Origin of the sequence: Roseovarius sp. MBR-6 (assembly GCF_040547525.1) — a bacterium.
Taxonomy (GTDB): domain Bacteria; phylum Pseudomonadota; class Alphaproteobacteria; order Rhodobacterales; family Rhodobacteraceae; genus Roseovarius.
Window position 1 is genome coordinate 15,024 of the sequence record NZ_JBEPPW010000018.1, and the last position, 16,221, is coordinate 31,244.

Sequence of the window (16,221 nt, forward strand, 5' to 3'; positions counted from 1 at the left end):
AGGGGGCCATGATCCGCGCACTCCACCGCTGGCCGGGTCTTTTGGCCCTCGTGCTTGTCACCATCCTCAGCCTGAGCGGCGCGACGCTGTCGGTCTTTCCGGCGGCCGAGCGCATCACCGAGCCGCAGGCCGAGGCCGGGCTGAGCGTCGCCACCCTCGCGGACCGGATCCAGGGCGCCTATCCGGGGGTTGAGCAGATCCGCCGCGCGCCCTCGGGCCGGATCACCGCCTATTGGTTCGATCAGGGCGCGCCGGGGGCCGCCGTGATCGACCCGGCCACCGGGCAGGGCGTGGCCTCTGCCGACCCCAACCAGACTCAACGCTGGCTGACCAACCTGCACCGCTCGCTCTTCCTCGGCGACGGGGGGCGCATCGCAATGGCGGCAGGGGCGGCTGCAATACTGGTGCTCTCGTTGTCGGGGGCCTTGCTGGTGGCACGGCGGACGGGCGGTTGGCGGCACTGGTTCGCGCGCTTGCGCGGACCGCTGGCTGGTCGGCTGCATGTCGGGATCGCCCGCATCGCGGTGGCGGGCCTTGTGCTGTCCTCTGCCACCGCCCTTTGGATGACGGCCTCTACCTTCGATCTTCTGCCCGATGCCGAGGTCATGGCCGATTTCCCCGCAGAGGTGAGCGGCGAGGCGGGCTTTGCGCTGCGCCAGATGCCCGCCCTCCGGGATACCCCGGTCAGCGCGCTGCGCGACCTCGGCTTTCCCTATGCCGGTGATGCGACGGATGTCTTTACGCTGACCACCGACAGCGGCACCGGCCATATCGACCAGGGCACCGGCGCGCTGCTGTCCTGGGCCCGGCCGGGCAACTGGCAACGCGTGTCGGAAACCATATACATGCTGCACACCGGACAGGGGGCTGCGCTGCTTGGGCTGATCCTTGGGGTGATGGCGCTTGGCGTGCCCGCGATGGGGGCGACGGGTGGGCTGATCTGGCTGGCCGGGCGGCGCGGGCGGCCCCGCATCCGGGGCAATCAGCCTGCCGCGCGCGCCGAAACGGTCGTGCTGGTTGGCAGCGAGGGCGGCAGCACCTGGGGCTTTGCCGCAACATTGCACGCGGCGCTGAGCCGCGTCGGGCAGAGCGTGCATGTCGGCCCGATGTCGGGATTTGCGCCGCAGCGCTACACAGCCGCCCGCCGGATCATTCTGCTTGCAGCGACCTATGGCGATGGCGCGGCGCCGTCCTCGGCCAAGGGGTTTCTTGACCAGTTGATCAACGCGGACTGCGCGCCGGATGTGCCGCTCGCCGTGCTTGGCTTTGGCGACCGCAGCTTTCCCGCCTATTGCGCTTTTGCCAAGGCGGTCTCAGCAGCGGCAGAGGCCAAGGGCTGGGCCGAACTGATACCACTGGACACCATCGACCGCCAGTCGCCGCAGGATTTTGCCCGCTGGGGCCGCGCGCTGGGCGAGGCTCTGGGGGTCGATCTCGACTTGTCGCACCAGCCGGTCCTGCCGAAGTCCGAGACGCTGACCATTGTCTCGCGCCGTGATTACGGGGCCGAAGTGCAGGCCCCCACGGCGATCCTGCGCTTTGCCCTGCCGCGGGCCACGCTCTGGCAGCGGCTGAGCGGCGCGGGGTTTGCCCGGTTCAGCGCGGGCGATCTCATCGGCATCGTGCCACGGGGCAGCGCCGTGCCGCGCCTCTATTCGCTCGCCTCTGCCCGCCGCGACGGCTTTGTCGAGATCGTCGTCAAGAAGCACGCGGGCGGCCTTTGCTCGGGACAGCTCACGGCGTTGGAGCCGGGCGACACGGTGACCGCCTTCCTGCGCCGCAATCCCGGCTTCCGGCCCGCACGGGGCCGCACCCCGCTGATCCTGATCGGGGCGGGCACCGGCATCGGGCCGCTGGCGGGGGTCATCCGTGGCAATAGGCGACACCGGCCCGTGCATCTCTTCTTCGGGATGCGCCATCCCGCCAGCGATTTCCTCTATGACGCGGAGATGCCCGGTTGGCAGGCTGACGGCCGACTGACCAAGCTGATAACGGCCGTCTCGCGCGGGGCGCAACGCCATTACGTCCAGGACGCGTTGCGCGGCGACGCGGCGCTGGTGGCGCAGCTTGTCCGCGACGGCGCACGCATCATGGTCTGCGGCGGGCGCGACATGGCGGCGGGCGTCACGGACGCGCTGGCCGAGATCCTCGCGCCCTCGGGGCTGACGCCTGCAACACTGAAGGCGGAGGGGCGGTATGTCGAAGATGTCTACTGAGCGCGCGCGCATCGTCCTGAACGGCCCGACCATGGGCACGCGTTGGTCGGCGCGGTTCCTTGCAGAGCCGGGGTTTGACACCGGCCCTCTCGAGGCCGCGCTGCAAGCGGCCGTCGACGACGTGGACGGGCAGATGTCGACATGGAACGCGGGCAGCGACCTGATGCGCCTCAACGCCGCCCCCGTCGGTGCCTGGGTGGCGATCCCCGATCACCTGCATAGGGTGCTGCAACTTGGTCTGGAGATCGGGCGCGCCTCGGGTGGGGCCTTTGATATCGGCATGGGCGATGCCGTGACGGCCTGGGGTTTCGGGCCCGAAGCCGCCGCGCCCGATGGCATCCGCGCCGCGATGGCGGCAAAACGGAACCACGCCCATGAGAGCCTCGAGGTCGGCGCGGCCCGGGCGCGCAAGTCCGCGCCGATTGCGATTGATCTCAACGGTATCGCCAAGGGCTATGGCGTGGACCGGCTGGCAGAAACCCTTTGCGACCACGGAATTGGCAATGCCCTTGTCGGCATCGACGGTGAGATGCGCGCCATGGGCCTCCGGCAGGATGGCGAGGCATGGATCATCGCGGTGGAAGCGCCGGATCCGGATCGCCGGACGCCGCAGTCCATCCTGGCACTTGAGGACGCCGCTGTGGCGACCTCGGGCGATTACCGCCACTGGGTCGAGGTGCAGGGAAGACGCCTGTCGCACACGATGGACCCTGCCCGCGGCGCGCCGCTGATCGCGTCGCCTGCCTCCGTCACGGTCGTTGCGCGGACATGTGCCGAGGCCGACGCCTGGGCGACGGCGCTGATGGTGCTGGGCGCGGAGAGGGGTGCGGCACTGGCGCGGCAACGCGCGCTCGACGCCCTGTTCCTTGTGCGCGATGATGACGGGACCACAAGGGGCATTGGAGTCGGACGGCTTTTTTCCGGCGACCCCGCCGCAATTGTCCCCACCGGGGAAGGATGAGCCGTATGGAACAGACCCGCACCGACCGTTTCAAGACCGCGCTCCTGCTGATGGCCGCAACCGGGCTGATCGCGGGACTTGCAGTCTACCTTGCGGGTCAAACCGATATCGCGAACCTTGTCTGGATCGCAGGAGTCGTTCCCGCGCTCACAGCGCTCGTGGTCGAAATCGTCCGGAGCATCGGGCGCGGCGAGGTGGGCCTCGATATCGTTGCCGCGCTCTCGATGTCGGCGGCGCTCATCTTCGGCGAGACGCTGGCGGCGGCGGTCGTCGCGGTGATGTATTCGGGCGGCACCTTTCTGGAATCCTTCGCCGAAGGCCGCGCCCGCCGCTCGATGCGGGACCTTCTGTCGCGTGTGCCCCGGACGGCAACCCGGCACCGCAACGGCGGGCTGGAGGATGTGCCGCTTGATGACCTCGTCCCCGGTGATCTCCTGCTGATCCGTCAGGGCGATGTCGTTCCGGTGGACGGCAGGGTGGCCTCCGACACGGCCTTCCTCGACACGTCGGCGTTGACCGGCGAATCGCTGCCGGTGCGGCTGGCGCGCGGGGCGGACGCCATGAGCGGTGCGACCAACGCGGGCGAGGCCTTTGATCTGACGGCTGTGCGCGAGGCGAAGGACAGCACCTATGCCGGGATCGTCCGCCTGGTGGAGGAGGCGCAGGCATCGAAGGCGCCGATGTCGCGGCTGGCGGACCGCTGGTCGCTGGGCTTTCTGGCCGTCACCGTCAGCATCGCCTTCGCGGCCTGGTGGGTCTCCGGCGATCCGATCCGCGCGGTCGCCGTGCTGGTGGTGGCCACGCCCTGCCCGCTCATCCTCGCCGTGCCGGTCGCGCTGGTGGCGGGCCTCTCGCGCGCGGCGCATTTCGGCGTGCTGATCAAGGGCGCGGGGCCGCTGGAAACCATGGCGCGCATCCGCACGCTCATCCTCGACAAGACCGGCACCCTGACGGATGGCCGCCCGCAGATCGTATCAATCGACAGCGCGGACAGCATGGGCGCGGACGATATCCTGCGCCTTGCCGCAGCACTCGACCAGGCATCCAAGCACCCTGTCGCGCAGGCCATCGTCGCCGCCGCAAAGGCGCGCGGCCTCTCGCTGCCCGTTCCGACAGAGGTGGCCGAGATCCCGGGCGAAGGGGTCTTGGGCCGTGTCGAGGGCCGCGAGGTGATCGTCGGCGGCGACGGGTTCGTGGCGTCCCGGGTCGGGCGGATGGTGGGCGATCACCCCGCCAAGGGTGCCGGCTCGGTCCTTGTCGCCGTGGCGGTTGACGGTCACATGGCCGGGCATCTGGTGATGTCCGACCCGCTGCGCGAGGGGGCGGGCACCATGCTGGAAGGTCTGCGCCGCCAAGGGATTGCGCGCATCCTTCTGGCCACCGGCGACCGCGCGGACGTGGCCGAGCGCGTGACCGAGGGGCTGGGCCTTGACGGGCTACGGGCTGGCCTCACGCCGGACCAGAAGGTGTTGCTGGTGCTCTCCGAGCGCAAACACGGGCCGGTGATGATGGTGGGTGACGGCGTCAACGACGCGCCCGCCCTGGCCGCGGCCGATGTGGGCGTGGCGATGGGGGCACGGGGTGCTGCGGCCTCGGCCGAGGCTGCCGACGTGGTGCTGCTCGTCGACCGGATCGACCGGCTGGGCCCGGGGATCGAGATCGCGCGGGCCTCGCGCCGGATCGCCGTGGAAAGCGTGGTGGCGGGGATCGGTCTGTCGATCCTGGGCATGATCGCGGCCGCGTTCGGCTACCTCACCCCGGTTCAGGGTGCGCTTTTGCAGGAGGTGATCGACGTCGCCGTGATCCTGAACGCCCTGCGCGCGCTGCGCATCGCCCCGCAGGAGCCGGCCACGGGCAAACCACGGGCCACCCCCATGTCAGAGAAAGCTGACATTGTTCAAGGGGCCACGCCATGAGCCGTCTATCACATTCCGAAATCCACATGGCGACCGGGGATACACGTCAACCACCCGCACCAAGCAGAGTGGCCACAAGCGGATTCGGAAAGCGCCGGTCGCGGGTCACCGCAAGAAAGGATTCCGCAAGGCCATCAAGCTTGACGGCCTCGACAAGACGCCCGGAGGCCAGTTCGTCCTGAACAACAATGGGCGGAATGACGGCCAGCCCGGCATCTTCGCGCGCCAGAAGCCGCAGCATGGCCATGTCGTCCACTTCGGCCGCGATGACGGGCGTCACGCCAAGGCGGCTGATCAGCGCGTCAAAGGCCTCGCGTAGCGCGGTCTCGCGCGTGGGCAGCACGACCGGGGCGCGCGCCAGCAGGTCGGCCAGACGCCAGGGGCCGGGTCCGATCCGGGCTGGCGTGCCGATCAGGCTGACCGGCTGTTCGGACAGCCGATGCACCAGCCATGGGCTGGCGGCATCGCGGGGCGGGGCGAGGTTCGTCAGCATGACGTCAAGCGCAGTCGCCCCGAGACCTCGCAAAAGCTCGGCCTGACTGCCCGAGCGCAGCACCACCTCGACGTCGGATCGGCCGATCAGGGGGCGCAGGAATTGCAGCTGGAAGTTGCGCGACAGCGTCGCCAGCGCGCCAACCCGCAGCACCTGCTTGCTGCGACCGGTCTCGCGCAGCGTCGCGGTCAGATCCTCGGCGGTGCGGAAAATCGCCTCGGCATGATCCAGCGCAATCCGGCCCGCTTCGGTCAGCACCATGGCCCGGCCGCGGCGTTCAAACAGATCGTGGCCAAGTGTTTGTTCCAGCGTGCGTATCTGGGTCGACAGCGCGGATTGCGACAGGTTCAGCCGCCGCGCCGCCGCCGTCAGCGATTCATTGGTCGCCACGGCGCGGAACAGTCGCAGGTGATGCAGGTTGATCTGGGGCATCGTTCTGTTTCATGGAATGATAATCACCATAATATGTATTTTTATAGAGGATATCCAGCCGCTATCCATTCCTTCGCTTCTCACAACATTGCGGAGACCTCAGAATGGACCCCTTGTCGCTCGCACCGCTGCCGCTTCTGGCGGCCTCTGTCCTTGCTGCCCTGCGGCCCGGTCGCCGCCCCGGTGCTATCCCGGCCATCGCCGAGGGATCCGCACTTGCCGCGCTGGCCCTCGCGACAGCGGGGGTGGTGTGGGTGTTCCTCGCCGGGTCGAGCGTTCTTGATCTCGGGTCGGGGCCGGGGCTTCTGGCGCTGCGGCTTGATGCTGTCAGTGCGACAATGGGCCTGCTGGTCGCCTTCGTCGGCTGGATTGTGGTGCGCTATGCGCGCCGTTACCTGGACGGCGAGGCGCGCGAGGGGCGATTTCATGCGCTGATGCTGGCCACGCTGGCGGCGGTCCTTGTGCTGATCCAATCCGGCAGTCTTGCGGTGCTGGCGGCGGCCTTCGTGGCGACCGGCCTCGGCCTGCGGCAACTGCTGCTCTTCTACCCCGCGCGGGCCGAGGCGCGCCGGGCGGCAACGAAATTCACCCTTGTCTGGGGCACGGGCGACGCGGCGGTGATCATGGCGGCGCTGCTGCTCTGGTCCGCCTACGGGACGGCCGACCTTTCCGCCATCGCCGCGGCAGCGGGTCCGGACCTGCCACTTGCCGCGCAAGGTGCGGTGGCGCTTCTGGTATTGGCGGCGGCGTTCAAGACCGCCTCCTTTCCGCTGCACGGCTGGCTGACCGAGGTGATGGAGGCACCGACCCCGGTGTCTGCCCTGCTGCATGCCGGGATCGTCAACGCCGGGGGGGTCCTTCTGATCCGCATGGCGGAGGTGGTGCAGGCAAGCCCCGGTGCCATGGCGGCGCTGGTGATGATCGGGGGGCTGACCGCTCTCTTCGGTGCGGTGGTCATGCTGACCCAGTCGGCGGTCAAGACAGCGCTTGCCTGGTCCACGGTGGCACAGATGGGCTTTATGCTGCTGCAATGCGGCCTGGGGCTCTGGGCGCTGGCGCTGCTGCATATCGTGGCGCATTCGCTTTACAAGGCGCATGCCTTCCTGTCCTCCGGTGGCGCGGTGCAGGCGGTGGCGGCGGTGCGGCGGCCGGGCGTGGTGGCCGTGCCGAGCCTGGGTGCCGTCGCCCGCGCCTTCCTGATCGCGGTCCTGCTTTATGCCGCCGTTGCGGCGGGCTTTGCGACCATCGCGGGCGAGAAGTCGGCACAGGCGCTGGCGCTTGGCATGATCCTGGTCTTCGGCGTCGCCTATCTGGTTGCGCAGGGTCTGGCCGATGCGGCCCCCGCCGCGCTGACGCAGCGGACGGCGGCGGCTTCGGCCGCGGCGGCGGTCGCCTATTTCACCTTCCATCAGGTTGCCTTCGCGCTTTGGGGCCGTGTGTTGCCGCCGATCCCGGCCGCTGGGGCGCTGGAATGGGCGTTGATCGTGCTGGCGCTTCTGTCCTTCGGGCTGGTGGCGGTGGCGCAGGCGTTGTTCCCGCTTTGGGCGCATCACCCGGCGGCAGCGGGCCTGCGCGTGCATCTGGCCAACGGCCTTTATCTCAATGCCTTGTTCGACCGCCTGATCGGCGGCCTGAAAAGCCCCAAGGCGACCTGACCCCTGATCCTGTGGAGAACCCCATGTTCCTCAAGTCCATTGACATCGCCCCCGCCCGGATTGCCGGCCTTCTCACGGCCGCCGAGGCCGCCGCCCGTGCGATCCCCCCCGCCTTTCCGCTGTCGGCCACGGTCGCGGTGAACCCATTCCTTGGCCAGACGGGCGAGGATCTGGCGACCGCTGCCGCCCGCCTTGCCCGGGTCGCCGGCGTGGCGATCACCCGGCCCCGGTCCGAACTTGCGGCCGAGGTCGCGGCGGGCCGGATCACCGACGAGGATCTGGCGGCGGCTCTGATTGCCTCCTCCTCGCCGCTGAAGCCTGCTGACCTCGCCCTGCTCAAGGCCAAGCTGGCGGCGACCGTCCCGCCGCCCGCCATCCTGCCGACGGTGGCCGACCTCGCCGCGACGTTTACGGGCACTGACTGGCCTGCGGTGATCGCGCGGACCGTCGGCCTCTGGGCAGCGGGGCGCTTTGACCGGGGTCAGGCGCTGTGGACGCCCGCGCCGGGACAGGGCGCCTTTGCCGCCTGGCGGGAATGGGCATTGCATGACCTGACGCCCGAGATTGCGGGCTTGTCGGGCTTCTGCGCCCATGTCGCCGCCGCGCCTGACACGGCCGAACGCGCCATTCTGCGCGCATCGGAACGGCTGGGCATCACCGAGACCGCAGCGCCCACGGCGTTCCACCGGCTGCTGATGGACCTTGGCGGCTGGGCGATGCATGCGCGCTGGCTATTGTGGGAGGCGGAGTTGAAAGGCGGCACTGATGCCACGATCACCGACCTTCTGGCGATCCGGCTGATCTGGGAAGAGGCGCTGCTGGCCCATGCCCCGCAGGTTGCGGACGGTTGGGCGCAAACCGTTGCCGGTCATGCCGTCCCGGTCGCGCCGAGCCCCGATCAGGTCATCGACGCGATTTTGCAAGACGCGGCAGAGCGGGCGCATCAGCGGCGTCTGTCCGCCGTCCTGACCGGGCCAAAGGCACCAGTCGGCCGCCCGGACCTTCAGGCCGCGTTCTGCATCGATGTGCGGTCAGAAGTGTTCCGCCGCGCGCTGGAGGCACAGAGCCCCGGCATTGCAACCATCGGTTTTGCCGGTTTCTTCGGCCTGCCGCTGGCGCATCGCGCCCATGGCACCGACGAGGTTGCATCGCATCTGCCGGTGCTGCTGAAACCCGGCCTCACGTCCACCGGTCACGCCGCCCCTGCCGTGGAAGAAGCCACACGGATTGCCGCGCGCACCGCGCGCGCCTGGGGCCGGTTCCGGCAGGCGGCGGTGTCATCCTTTGCCTTTGTCGAGGCGGCGGGTCCGGTCTATGGGATAAAACTTGTGAAAGACGCGCTGGGGGTGTCGAGCAGGGCCGAAACCGCCGCCCCCGCGCCCCGGATCGAGGGCGGGCTGTCGCCCGAGGCCAAGGCGGCAACCGGCGCTGCGGTCCTCAGGGCGATGAGCATGACAAACGGTCATGCGCGGCTGGTCCTGTTGCTGGGCCACGGCGGGCAAGTGACCAATAACCCGCATGAAAGCGCCTATCACTGCGGTGCCTGCGGCGGTCAGACGGGCGAGGTTTCGGCACGGCTCCTGGCCACGCTTCTGAACGACCCGGAAACACGCGCGGGCCTGCCCGCGCAGGGCATCGACCTGCCTGCGGATACGGTCTTTGTGGCGGGTCTGCACGACACCACGACCGAGACGGTCACGCTTTATGAAGACGACACGCCCGCACCCGACCACCGTGCCGACCTGACGGCCGCGAAGGGCTGGCTGGTGCGGGCCGCGAAGGGCGCGCGGGCCGAACGGGCGCTGCGCCTGCCCGGTGCGACGGCGACCACGATCGCGGCGCGCGCACGGGACTGGGCCGAGGTGCGGCCGGAATGGGGTCTGGCAGGCTGTGCCGCCTTCATCGCCGCCCCCCGCGCAGTCACTGCGGCGGCCGACCTTGAGGGGCGCGCCTTTCTGCACAGCTACGACTGGACGGCTGACGCCGACTTTGCCACGCTGGAACTGATCCTGACCGCGCCGGTCGTGGTCGCCAGCTGGATCAGCCTGCAATATTATGGATCAACCGTCGCGCCAGCAGCCTTTGGCGGAGGCAACAAACTGATCCACAACGTCGTTGGCGGCATCGGCGTGGTCGAGGGCAACGGCGGGGCCTTGCGCCCCGGCTTGCCTTGGCAGACGGTCCATGACGGCGAAAGGGCGGCGCATGAACCTCTGCGTCTGTCGGTCATGATCGAGGCGCCTCAGGCCGCGATGTCCGGGATCCTTGCCCGCCACGCAGGGGTGCGGGACTTGTTCGACAACGGCTGGCTGCACCTCCTTGCGCTTGAAAACGGGCGGATCACAGCACGCTATCACCCCGGTCTCGTCTGGGCCCCTGATCACCTCGTCACCTGAACCTGACGTTCCTGCCAGTGATGTCCAGGTTCCGCCTCGCGGTATCGGCCGACGGCAGCAGCTTCCTCGACGGGCTGATCGTCGACAACGCCAGCGCCATCGTGGACCAGCCCCGGCTGTCGCGCTTCAAGGCCTGGACCAACTTCGACAACTATGTCGGCGTCGATACCTGGACGAAGATCGCCGAGGGGAAATGTGATCATCCGGGATCAAACACTATAACGATCAGGGCGCCTTCGACGCCACCAACACCCGGTTCGTGGTGTCAGCGGATGGCACCTACATCTTCGGCGCGACGCTGCTCTACAAGGTCAATGACAGCACCACGGCCGGCATGCGCGGGCGGCTCGTCCTGAACGGTACGACCGAAATCCGCGGTTCCTTTGGCGAAATTTCCGCCACCCACGTCTCCCTCGCCACCGCGCTCTGGTTCCAGACCATGGTGCCGCTCAGCGCCGACGATATCGTCGAGTTGCAGGGATATTTCCGGGTCGCGGATGGCTACTTCGCGGCGGAGCACACGTCCTTCTGGGGCTGCAAGGTCGGGTGAGCAGCGTGAATTGAAACTTTTGGTGTCGAGATCAAGCGGCGATATCCCCAGAACCTTGCGCGGCTGAAACACGATCGGCCGCAGGGCTGGAATCAGGTTGGGCCAATCCCGGATCATCTGGCGATAGATCGGTCCCATAACACTGCCGCCGGTGACAAAGCCGGTCACGCCGTTGCCGTCGGTCTCGACGATCAGAACCGCGTCATCGCTGCGGTCGATCGCACGGTAAAGCACGGTCAGAAAGCGGGGGCCAAGGCTGGAAAGGAAGCCCCGGCAATCCAACTGGCATGCAGTGCCCCCACCTGCCGAAGCGTGTTCTCATCATGCGGCATGGCGCGCGGTGGTCCAGTTCACATCGCCCGCGATCTCTTCGGGCGGGGCGGGCAGGTCGGGGAATACGCGCCAGACGATGCCCGAGCGTGGGTTGAGCACAACCCAGACGGTGAGCGCGATCAGTGCGAGATAGGTGGTGATGGATTGGTGGCGGACATACCATTCCTCAAGCTGGCCCTTGTAGGGCATGATCACCTGATCATAGAACCGGTCCGGGTCATTGGCGGCGTGCATCATGTCCTCTTCGCCGCGAAACACGATCGAGCCGATCCCCGACAGCCCCGGCCGCACCGTCACGATGGCCTGTTGCGAGCCGTCGGGGAAGGCGTCGAAACAGCGCCTCGTCTGCGGGCGCGGGCCGATGATGCTCATGTCGCCCTTCAGGATATTGAGCAGTTGCGGCAACTCGTTGATCTTGGTCTTGCGCAGGAATTTTCCCACCGGCAGCACGCGCGGATCATCCTTGAGCGTGACCGTCCCGGTGCCCATGTTCGGGCTGTTCTTGAGCATGGTGGCGAATTTCAGCAGCTTGAAATAGCCGCCGCCCAGCCCGACGCGGTTCTGGCCGAAAAACACCTCGCCCTCTCCGGTAAAGCGCAGGATCAGCGCGACCGGCACAAGGATGGGTGCCAGCACGATCAGCGCAATGCCGGAAAAGACGATATCGAGCAGACGTTGCAACATGGCCTACATCCTTGCGTCAAGGTATTTGCCGGTTTCCTTGTGATCGAAATCCGGGATCATGGCGTTGAACAGCGCGACAATCTCGGGTTTGTCCCATGTCGCCGCGTTGCGGATGCGGTCGATCTCGGACAGGAAATGATCGAGGCTGGCGGGATCAAACTCCGGCGCGTTCAGGATCACGCCGATACTGTCGAAACGGTCCATGTGGAGGGTTTCGGCCTCGGTAAAGAACTCCTCGAAATCCTTTTCACCGGTGGTGTCGGAGGCGAAGAAATAGACCGGCCATTTGCCCGTGGGGATCAGCTCGGCGGCGCGGTCGCGGGCCTCGTCCTCGGTCGCGCATTCATGCGGCTCGAACCCGCGCGCATGCAGGTAGCGCACGGCGATATCGGAAAACCGGGTGAGGTTCAGCGCCTCGCTCAGCTTGGGGAAAAAGATGTCGCGATTGCCGCCGGTCATGCAGGACATGAGGCACAGCTCGCCCGATTCTTGCGGCGTCACAAAATAGCGGCGCACGTCATTGGGTGCCGAAATCGGCTGGTTCTTGGCAAAGCGCTGGTTGAAGCCGTGCAAAAGCGAGCCGTCGGAAAAGGCGACATTGGCAAAGCGCGCGGTGGAAATCGGCATGGTCAGGCTTTCGCGCATCAGGAACATTTCCATGATCCGCTTGCTGGCACCCATCATGTTGACGGGGTTGGCCGCCTTGTCGGTCGAGACGCAGAAATACTTGGCCGCGCCCTTGTCGCGGGCGGCGTGCAGGGTGGCGATGGTGTTGAGGATGTTGACCTCTATGAGCCGCATCAGCGTGAACGGGTCCTTCTCGGAACGCACATGTTTGAGCGCCGAGAGGTTCAGCACGTAATCATAGCCGCTCGTTGCCGCCATCAGCGCCGCGAATTCGCGACTGCCGCAATCAATCGCGAAGGTGCGGAAATCGGCATCGTTATAGCCCAGCGTGCTGCGAATGTCGCGCACCAGCTCGACCATGTTGTTTTCGCTGATGTCCACAACATGCAGCGCGCGCGGATTGCGCTTGAAGATTTCGCGGGTGACCGCCTGCCCGATGGAGCCCGCACCGCCGATCACCAGAAACCGCGACGCGCCCACCAGATCGCGCAATTGCGCATCATGACGGGCGATATCGGTGTCAAACAGCGCGCGGTCGCGACCGATAAGATCAAGAATATTCATGTCGCAAGCCTGTGGAATTCATTTTCGGGAACGCTGGAGGGCAGGTTGACGATCCGGTCCGCCAGCCAGCGAGAGGTTTCCAGCCCATCCGTCTGGCAATCGGCGAACGCGTTAAGTTCGCTCATCAACTGCCAGATCGGGCGGGTCATCACGCCCCGCGCATTGGTGTAGTCAAGGAATGTGTCACGCGCATTGCGATCCGTAAGCCGCACGGCATTCAGCCAGAAATTCGCCGTGGTGCCGTTGATGGGATCAACAAAGTGCAGATCGTGTTCGGCGCAAAAGGCGCGGTAACGCGCGGCGATATCGGCCTTGATCCGCAGCATGGCGGGCAGTTTTTCCATCTGCGCACAACCAAGGGCGGCGTTGAGATTGGGCAGGCGGTAATTATAGCCCACCTCGTCATGCACGAATTCCCACTTGTGCGGCACCTTGGCGGTGGTCGTCAGGTGCTTGGCGCGGTCGGCAAGGGCGTGATCGTCGGTCACGATCATGCCGCCGCCGCCGGTGGTGATGATCTTGTTGCCATTGAAGCTGAGCGTGGCCAGCTTGCCGAACTTGCCGGTGTGGCGGGGGCCGACATAGCTGCCCAGAGATTCGGCGGCGTCCTCGACAAGGTTGATCCCGAATTCGTCGCAAATGTCGGCAATCTCGGCGATGCGCCCCGGTAGCCCGAACGTGTGCATCGGCACGCAGGCGGCAATGCGCGCGCCGGTCCGGCGGTTCACGGTATCGGCCCCGTCGCGCCTTGTGTTGGCCTCAAGCCAGCGGCGCAGGGCGCTGGGGCCCATGCTCATCGTGTCGCGGTCGACATCGACAAAGACCGGGCGCGCGCCGATATAGCTGATCGCGTTGCAGGTGGCGACAAAAGTCAGCGCCTGCGAGATCACCTCGTCCCCCGGACGCACCCCGGCCACGAGCAGCGCCATATGCAGCGCCGCCGTGCCGTTCATGGTGGCAACCGCGCGCGCGCATCCGGTGAATTCCGCGATCCGGTCCTCGAATTCAGTGACCCGCGCCCCGACCGAGGACACGAAATTGGAATCGATCGTATCGACCAGATAGGCGCGCTCGTTACCCTCGAACACAGGGCGGTGCAGCGGCGTGGGGGCCGGGCCGAACATATCCCCGACAAGGTCGATCAGGGCGTCGGTCGTGGTCAGCGTGATATCTTCTGTCATGGCATCGCTTTATGAAAAACGGGTGTGCGGACTGGCGGGAAATGGCTTGGCTTACGATCCGCAGGGGCGTGTTTTGACCGCACGCATACCTGCCGAACCGCCCGAAGACAAGTCGGCTGAGGGCAGGCACAGGCCGTTCGGTGGATTCATCCGTTGGCAACCCGCCCCGCCCGATCTTCTGCTCCTGCGCCCGCCCGATTTCTGCGGGACATTCAGACTCAGGAGCCATCATGAACCCCTTCAAGAATCGCACGAACGCCTTGTCCGGCCCGGCAACCGATGCCCTGCCCGTCACCCCCGATGACGCCGTGGACCTGCCCCATGTGGCAATCGGGCTCTATGTCGAGACCGGCGGCACGGTGAGCGTGGTCAGCGCAGCAGGCGAGACGCGCCAGATGGTCGTCGCCGATTTCTCGATCCTGCCGATCGGTATTCGTCGCGTGCGCGCGTCGAACACCACGGCAACGGGGATTCACGCCCTGGTGCTCGCATGAAGATCGTTCGGGATCTCTCGCTCGCCGCTTGGCGTCGGCCACCGCTGGCCGATTATCTGCCGCCGGGCGGAACGCCGACACCCAGCCTTGTCATGGATTTCATCCGGGGCACCTTTGCCGCAGGTGGGCATCACCTGCCCCTTTCTCAAATCATGACCTTCACCCGCACCGGCGCGGCCACCTTTCGGGACGCGTCCGGCACCCTCAGGCTTGGTGCCGCCGACGCGCCGCGTCTGGATCACGACCCGGTCACGGGAGCGGCGCGGGGGCTGCTGATCGAAGGGGCGAGCACGAACGAGCTTGCCCGAAGCGCGGATTTTGCGGATCCCGTGTGGTCGAAAACCGGGAATGGAACCGGCCTGATGCCGGTGGTGACCGCGGATCAGGGCATCGCGCCGGATGGGACGATGACGGCAGACCGGGTGCAACTTGCCCTCGCGGGTGGTGTCAGCACGGCTGACAGATCGCAACTGTCACAAACCGCAAGTCCGGCGACGGGGAACACCACGTATACCGCGTCGGTATGGGTCAAAAGTTTCGATGGCGGAACATATGCCGTCGCCCTGACCATAAATGGCGGCGGGGTCATTGTCACCGATATCGGCCCGGACTGGGCGCGTGTCCGGACCTCGCTTCTTGTTCCGGGCGGCACCGCGCCTCAGATGCGACTTACCCTGCGCGGCAATCTGGCCGTCAGCGACAGCGCGGACCTCCTTGTGTGGGGCGCGCAGTTGGAGAAGGGCGCGTTTGCCACCAGTTACATCCCGACCGGGGCCTCCCCGGTCACGCGCGCGGCGGATATTGCGCGGGCGAACAACACCTCATGGCTCAACCCGGCGGGCGGCACGATCCTGATCGAGGCGGAAACGCCCGTCATCTCTGGCCTCACCGCCTTTTTCGAACTTCATGATGGGGGCATCGCAAACCGTGTGCTGATGCGGAGCGGCGGCGGCATGACTGCGCAAGTGAGCGCGGGCGGCACCACTTCGGCAAACCTCGCTGTGCCAAGCGCCACGCCCAATGTGGTCACGAGGCGCGCGATTGCATGGGCAGAGAATGACTTTGCCGCAGCCGCCGATGGCGGGACCGCTTTGACCGACAACGCCGGGGCCTTGCCGACCGGCCTGAGCGAGATGTGGATCGGTATGCGCAGCGGTGTCGGTCAGTATCCGCTTGGCGGCCACATCCGGCGGCTGATCCATTACCCCGCCCGCCTCACCAACGCCCAGCTACAGGAGATCACGGCATGAGACAGATGATCGACGGCATCATCCATATCGCGGACGTGCCCGCGCTGGTAGCCTTCTTCGCGCAGCACGCGCCCGAGAAGCTCGACGAGGATGGGCAAAGCATCACCGGCTTCACGCGCACGCCCACGGTCGTCAATGGCACGGCGGCGCTCACCTATGTGCGGGTCACGCCCGAGGAGGCAGCCGCATTCAGGGTCGCGCCGGGTGTCACCGTGCTGGCGCAGGCTCCTTATGAAGGCACGCGGCGGGGCAATGACCTCTATGCCGCCATTCATGGCCATGACCCGGAGACAGGTGCCGTCTCCGCCGTGACCGCCGATGTGACCTCAGCGGAGAACGCGGCGGCGCTCTATGACGCGGTCTGGCCACGCGGCGCGGTCGAGATTTCCGATGGCGACGGCGGCACCGTCAGCTATGCGCCGCCGCAGCTCTTCGGTGAGCTTGGCTGATCAGGGGGTATTGGCCATGC

General features: G+C 67.0%; 13 protein-coding genes. 8 read left to right on the plus strand and 5 right to left on the minus strand.

Annotated elements, in window-relative coordinates; translation table 11 throughout:
• Nucleotides 1–8: 8 nt before the first annotated feature.
• Genes ABIE57_RS17055 through ABIE57_RS17065 form a run of 3 tightly spaced genes read left to right on the plus strand, consistent with a single transcriptional unit; the run spans nt 9 to nt 5,093 of the window.
• Entirely contained in the window at nt 9–2,216 is a 2,208-nt protein-coding gene (locus tag ABIE57_RS17055; RefSeq protein WP_354540232.1) for a PepSY domain-containing protein, read from the plus strand.
• Entirely contained in the window at nt 2,197–3,177 is a 981-nt protein-coding gene (locus ABIE57_RS17060; protein ID WP_354540233.1) for an FAD:protein FMN transferase, read from the plus strand. Before ABIE57_RS17055 ends, ABIE57_RS17060 begins: the two co-directional genes overlap by 20 nt.
• Before the next feature lie 5 nt (nt 3,178–3,182).
• The gene (locus ABIE57_RS17065; RefSeq protein ID WP_354540234.1) at nt 3,183–5,093 is read left to right on the plus strand and encodes a heavy metal translocating P-type ATPase; all 1,911 of its coding nucleotides are present in this window, start codon (nt 3,183–3,185) and stop codon (nt 5,091–5,093) included.
• A gap of 46 nt (nt 5,094–5,139) precedes the next feature.
• Here the strand turns inward: ABIE57_RS17065 and ABIE57_RS17070 are convergent, their stop codons facing one another.
• Entirely contained in the window at nt 5,140–6,018 is an 879-nt protein-coding gene (locus ABIE57_RS17070; protein ID WP_354540235.1) for a LysR family transcriptional regulator, read from the minus strand.
• Between the two features lie 104 nt (nt 6,019–6,122).
• Here ABIE57_RS17070 and ABIE57_RS17075 point away from each other — a divergent pair, with 104 nt between their 5' ends.
• Together ABIE57_RS17075 and ABIE57_RS17080 are read left to right on the plus strand one after the other, a co-directional pair.
• Complete coding sequence (locus ABIE57_RS17075) at nt 6,123–7,673, plus strand: proton-conducting transporter transmembrane domain-containing protein (protein WP_354540236.1); 1,551 nt, start codon at nt 6,123–6,125, stop codon at nt 7,671–7,673.
• A 23-nt stretch (nt 7,674–7,696) separates the two neighbouring features.
• Nucleotides 7,697–10,069, plus strand: a complete 2,373-nt coding sequence (locus tag ABIE57_RS17080) for a YbcC family protein (protein ID WP_354540237.1) — start codon at nt 7,697–7,699, stop codon at nt 10,067–10,069.
• A gap of 265 nt (nt 10,070–10,334) precedes the next feature.
• Here the strand turns inward: ABIE57_RS17080 and ABIE57_RS17085 are convergent, their stop codons facing one another.
• From ABIE57_RS17085 to ABIE57_RS17100, 4 genes are all read right to left on the minus strand, one after another.
• The gene (locus ABIE57_RS17085; RefSeq protein ID WP_354540238.1) at nt 10,335–10,853 is read right to left on the minus strand and encodes a hypothetical protein; all 519 of its coding nucleotides are present in this window, start codon (nt 10,851–10,853) and stop codon (nt 10,335–10,337) included.
• Nucleotides 10,854–10,940: 87 nt separating this feature from the next.
• Entirely contained in the window at nt 10,941–11,636 is a 696-nt protein-coding gene (locus ABIE57_RS17090) for a sugar transferase (RefSeq protein WP_354540239.1), read from the minus strand.
• A gap of 3 nt (nt 11,637–11,639) precedes the next feature.
• Nucleotides 11,640–12,827, minus strand: a complete 1,188-nt coding sequence (locus ABIE57_RS17095; protein WP_354540240.1) for a UDP-N-acetylglucosamine 4,6-dehydratase — start codon at nt 12,825–12,827, stop codon at nt 11,640–11,642.
• Complete coding sequence (locus ABIE57_RS17100; protein WP_354540241.1) at nt 12,824–14,008, minus strand: LegC family aminotransferase; 1,185 nt, start codon at nt 14,006–14,008, stop codon at nt 12,824–12,826. The genes ABIE57_RS17095 and ABIE57_RS17100 overlap by 4 nt, the downstream gene beginning before the upstream one ends.
• Nucleotides 14,009–14,238: 230 nt before the next feature.
• On the opposite strand from ABIE57_RS17100, the gene ABIE57_RS17105 reads away from it, so the two are divergent.
• From ABIE57_RS17105 to ABIE57_RS17115, 3 genes are read left to right on the plus strand one after another with little or no spacing between them, the layout of a single operon-like run.
• Nucleotides 14,239–14,502 carry a spike base protein, RCAP_Rcc01079 family gene (locus ABIE57_RS17105; RefSeq protein WP_354540242.1) on the plus strand — a complete coding sequence of 88 codons (264 nt, stop codon included), beginning with the start codon at nt 14,239–14,241 and terminating at the stop codon, nt 14,500–14,502.
• Entirely contained in the window at nt 14,499–15,752 is a 1,254-nt protein-coding gene (locus ABIE57_RS17110; protein ID WP_354540243.1) for a phage head spike fiber domain-containing protein, read from the plus strand. The genes ABIE57_RS17105 and ABIE57_RS17110 overlap by 4 nt, the downstream gene beginning before the upstream one ends.
• Nucleotides 15,749–16,201: a hypothetical protein gene (locus ABIE57_RS17115; protein ID WP_354540244.1), complete on the plus strand. Its 453-nt coding sequence runs from the start codon at nt 15,749–15,751 to the stop codon at nt 16,199–16,201. Before ABIE57_RS17110 ends, ABIE57_RS17115 begins: the two co-directional genes overlap by 4 nt.
• The last annotated feature ends 20 nt before the right edge of the window (nt 16,202–16,221 follow it).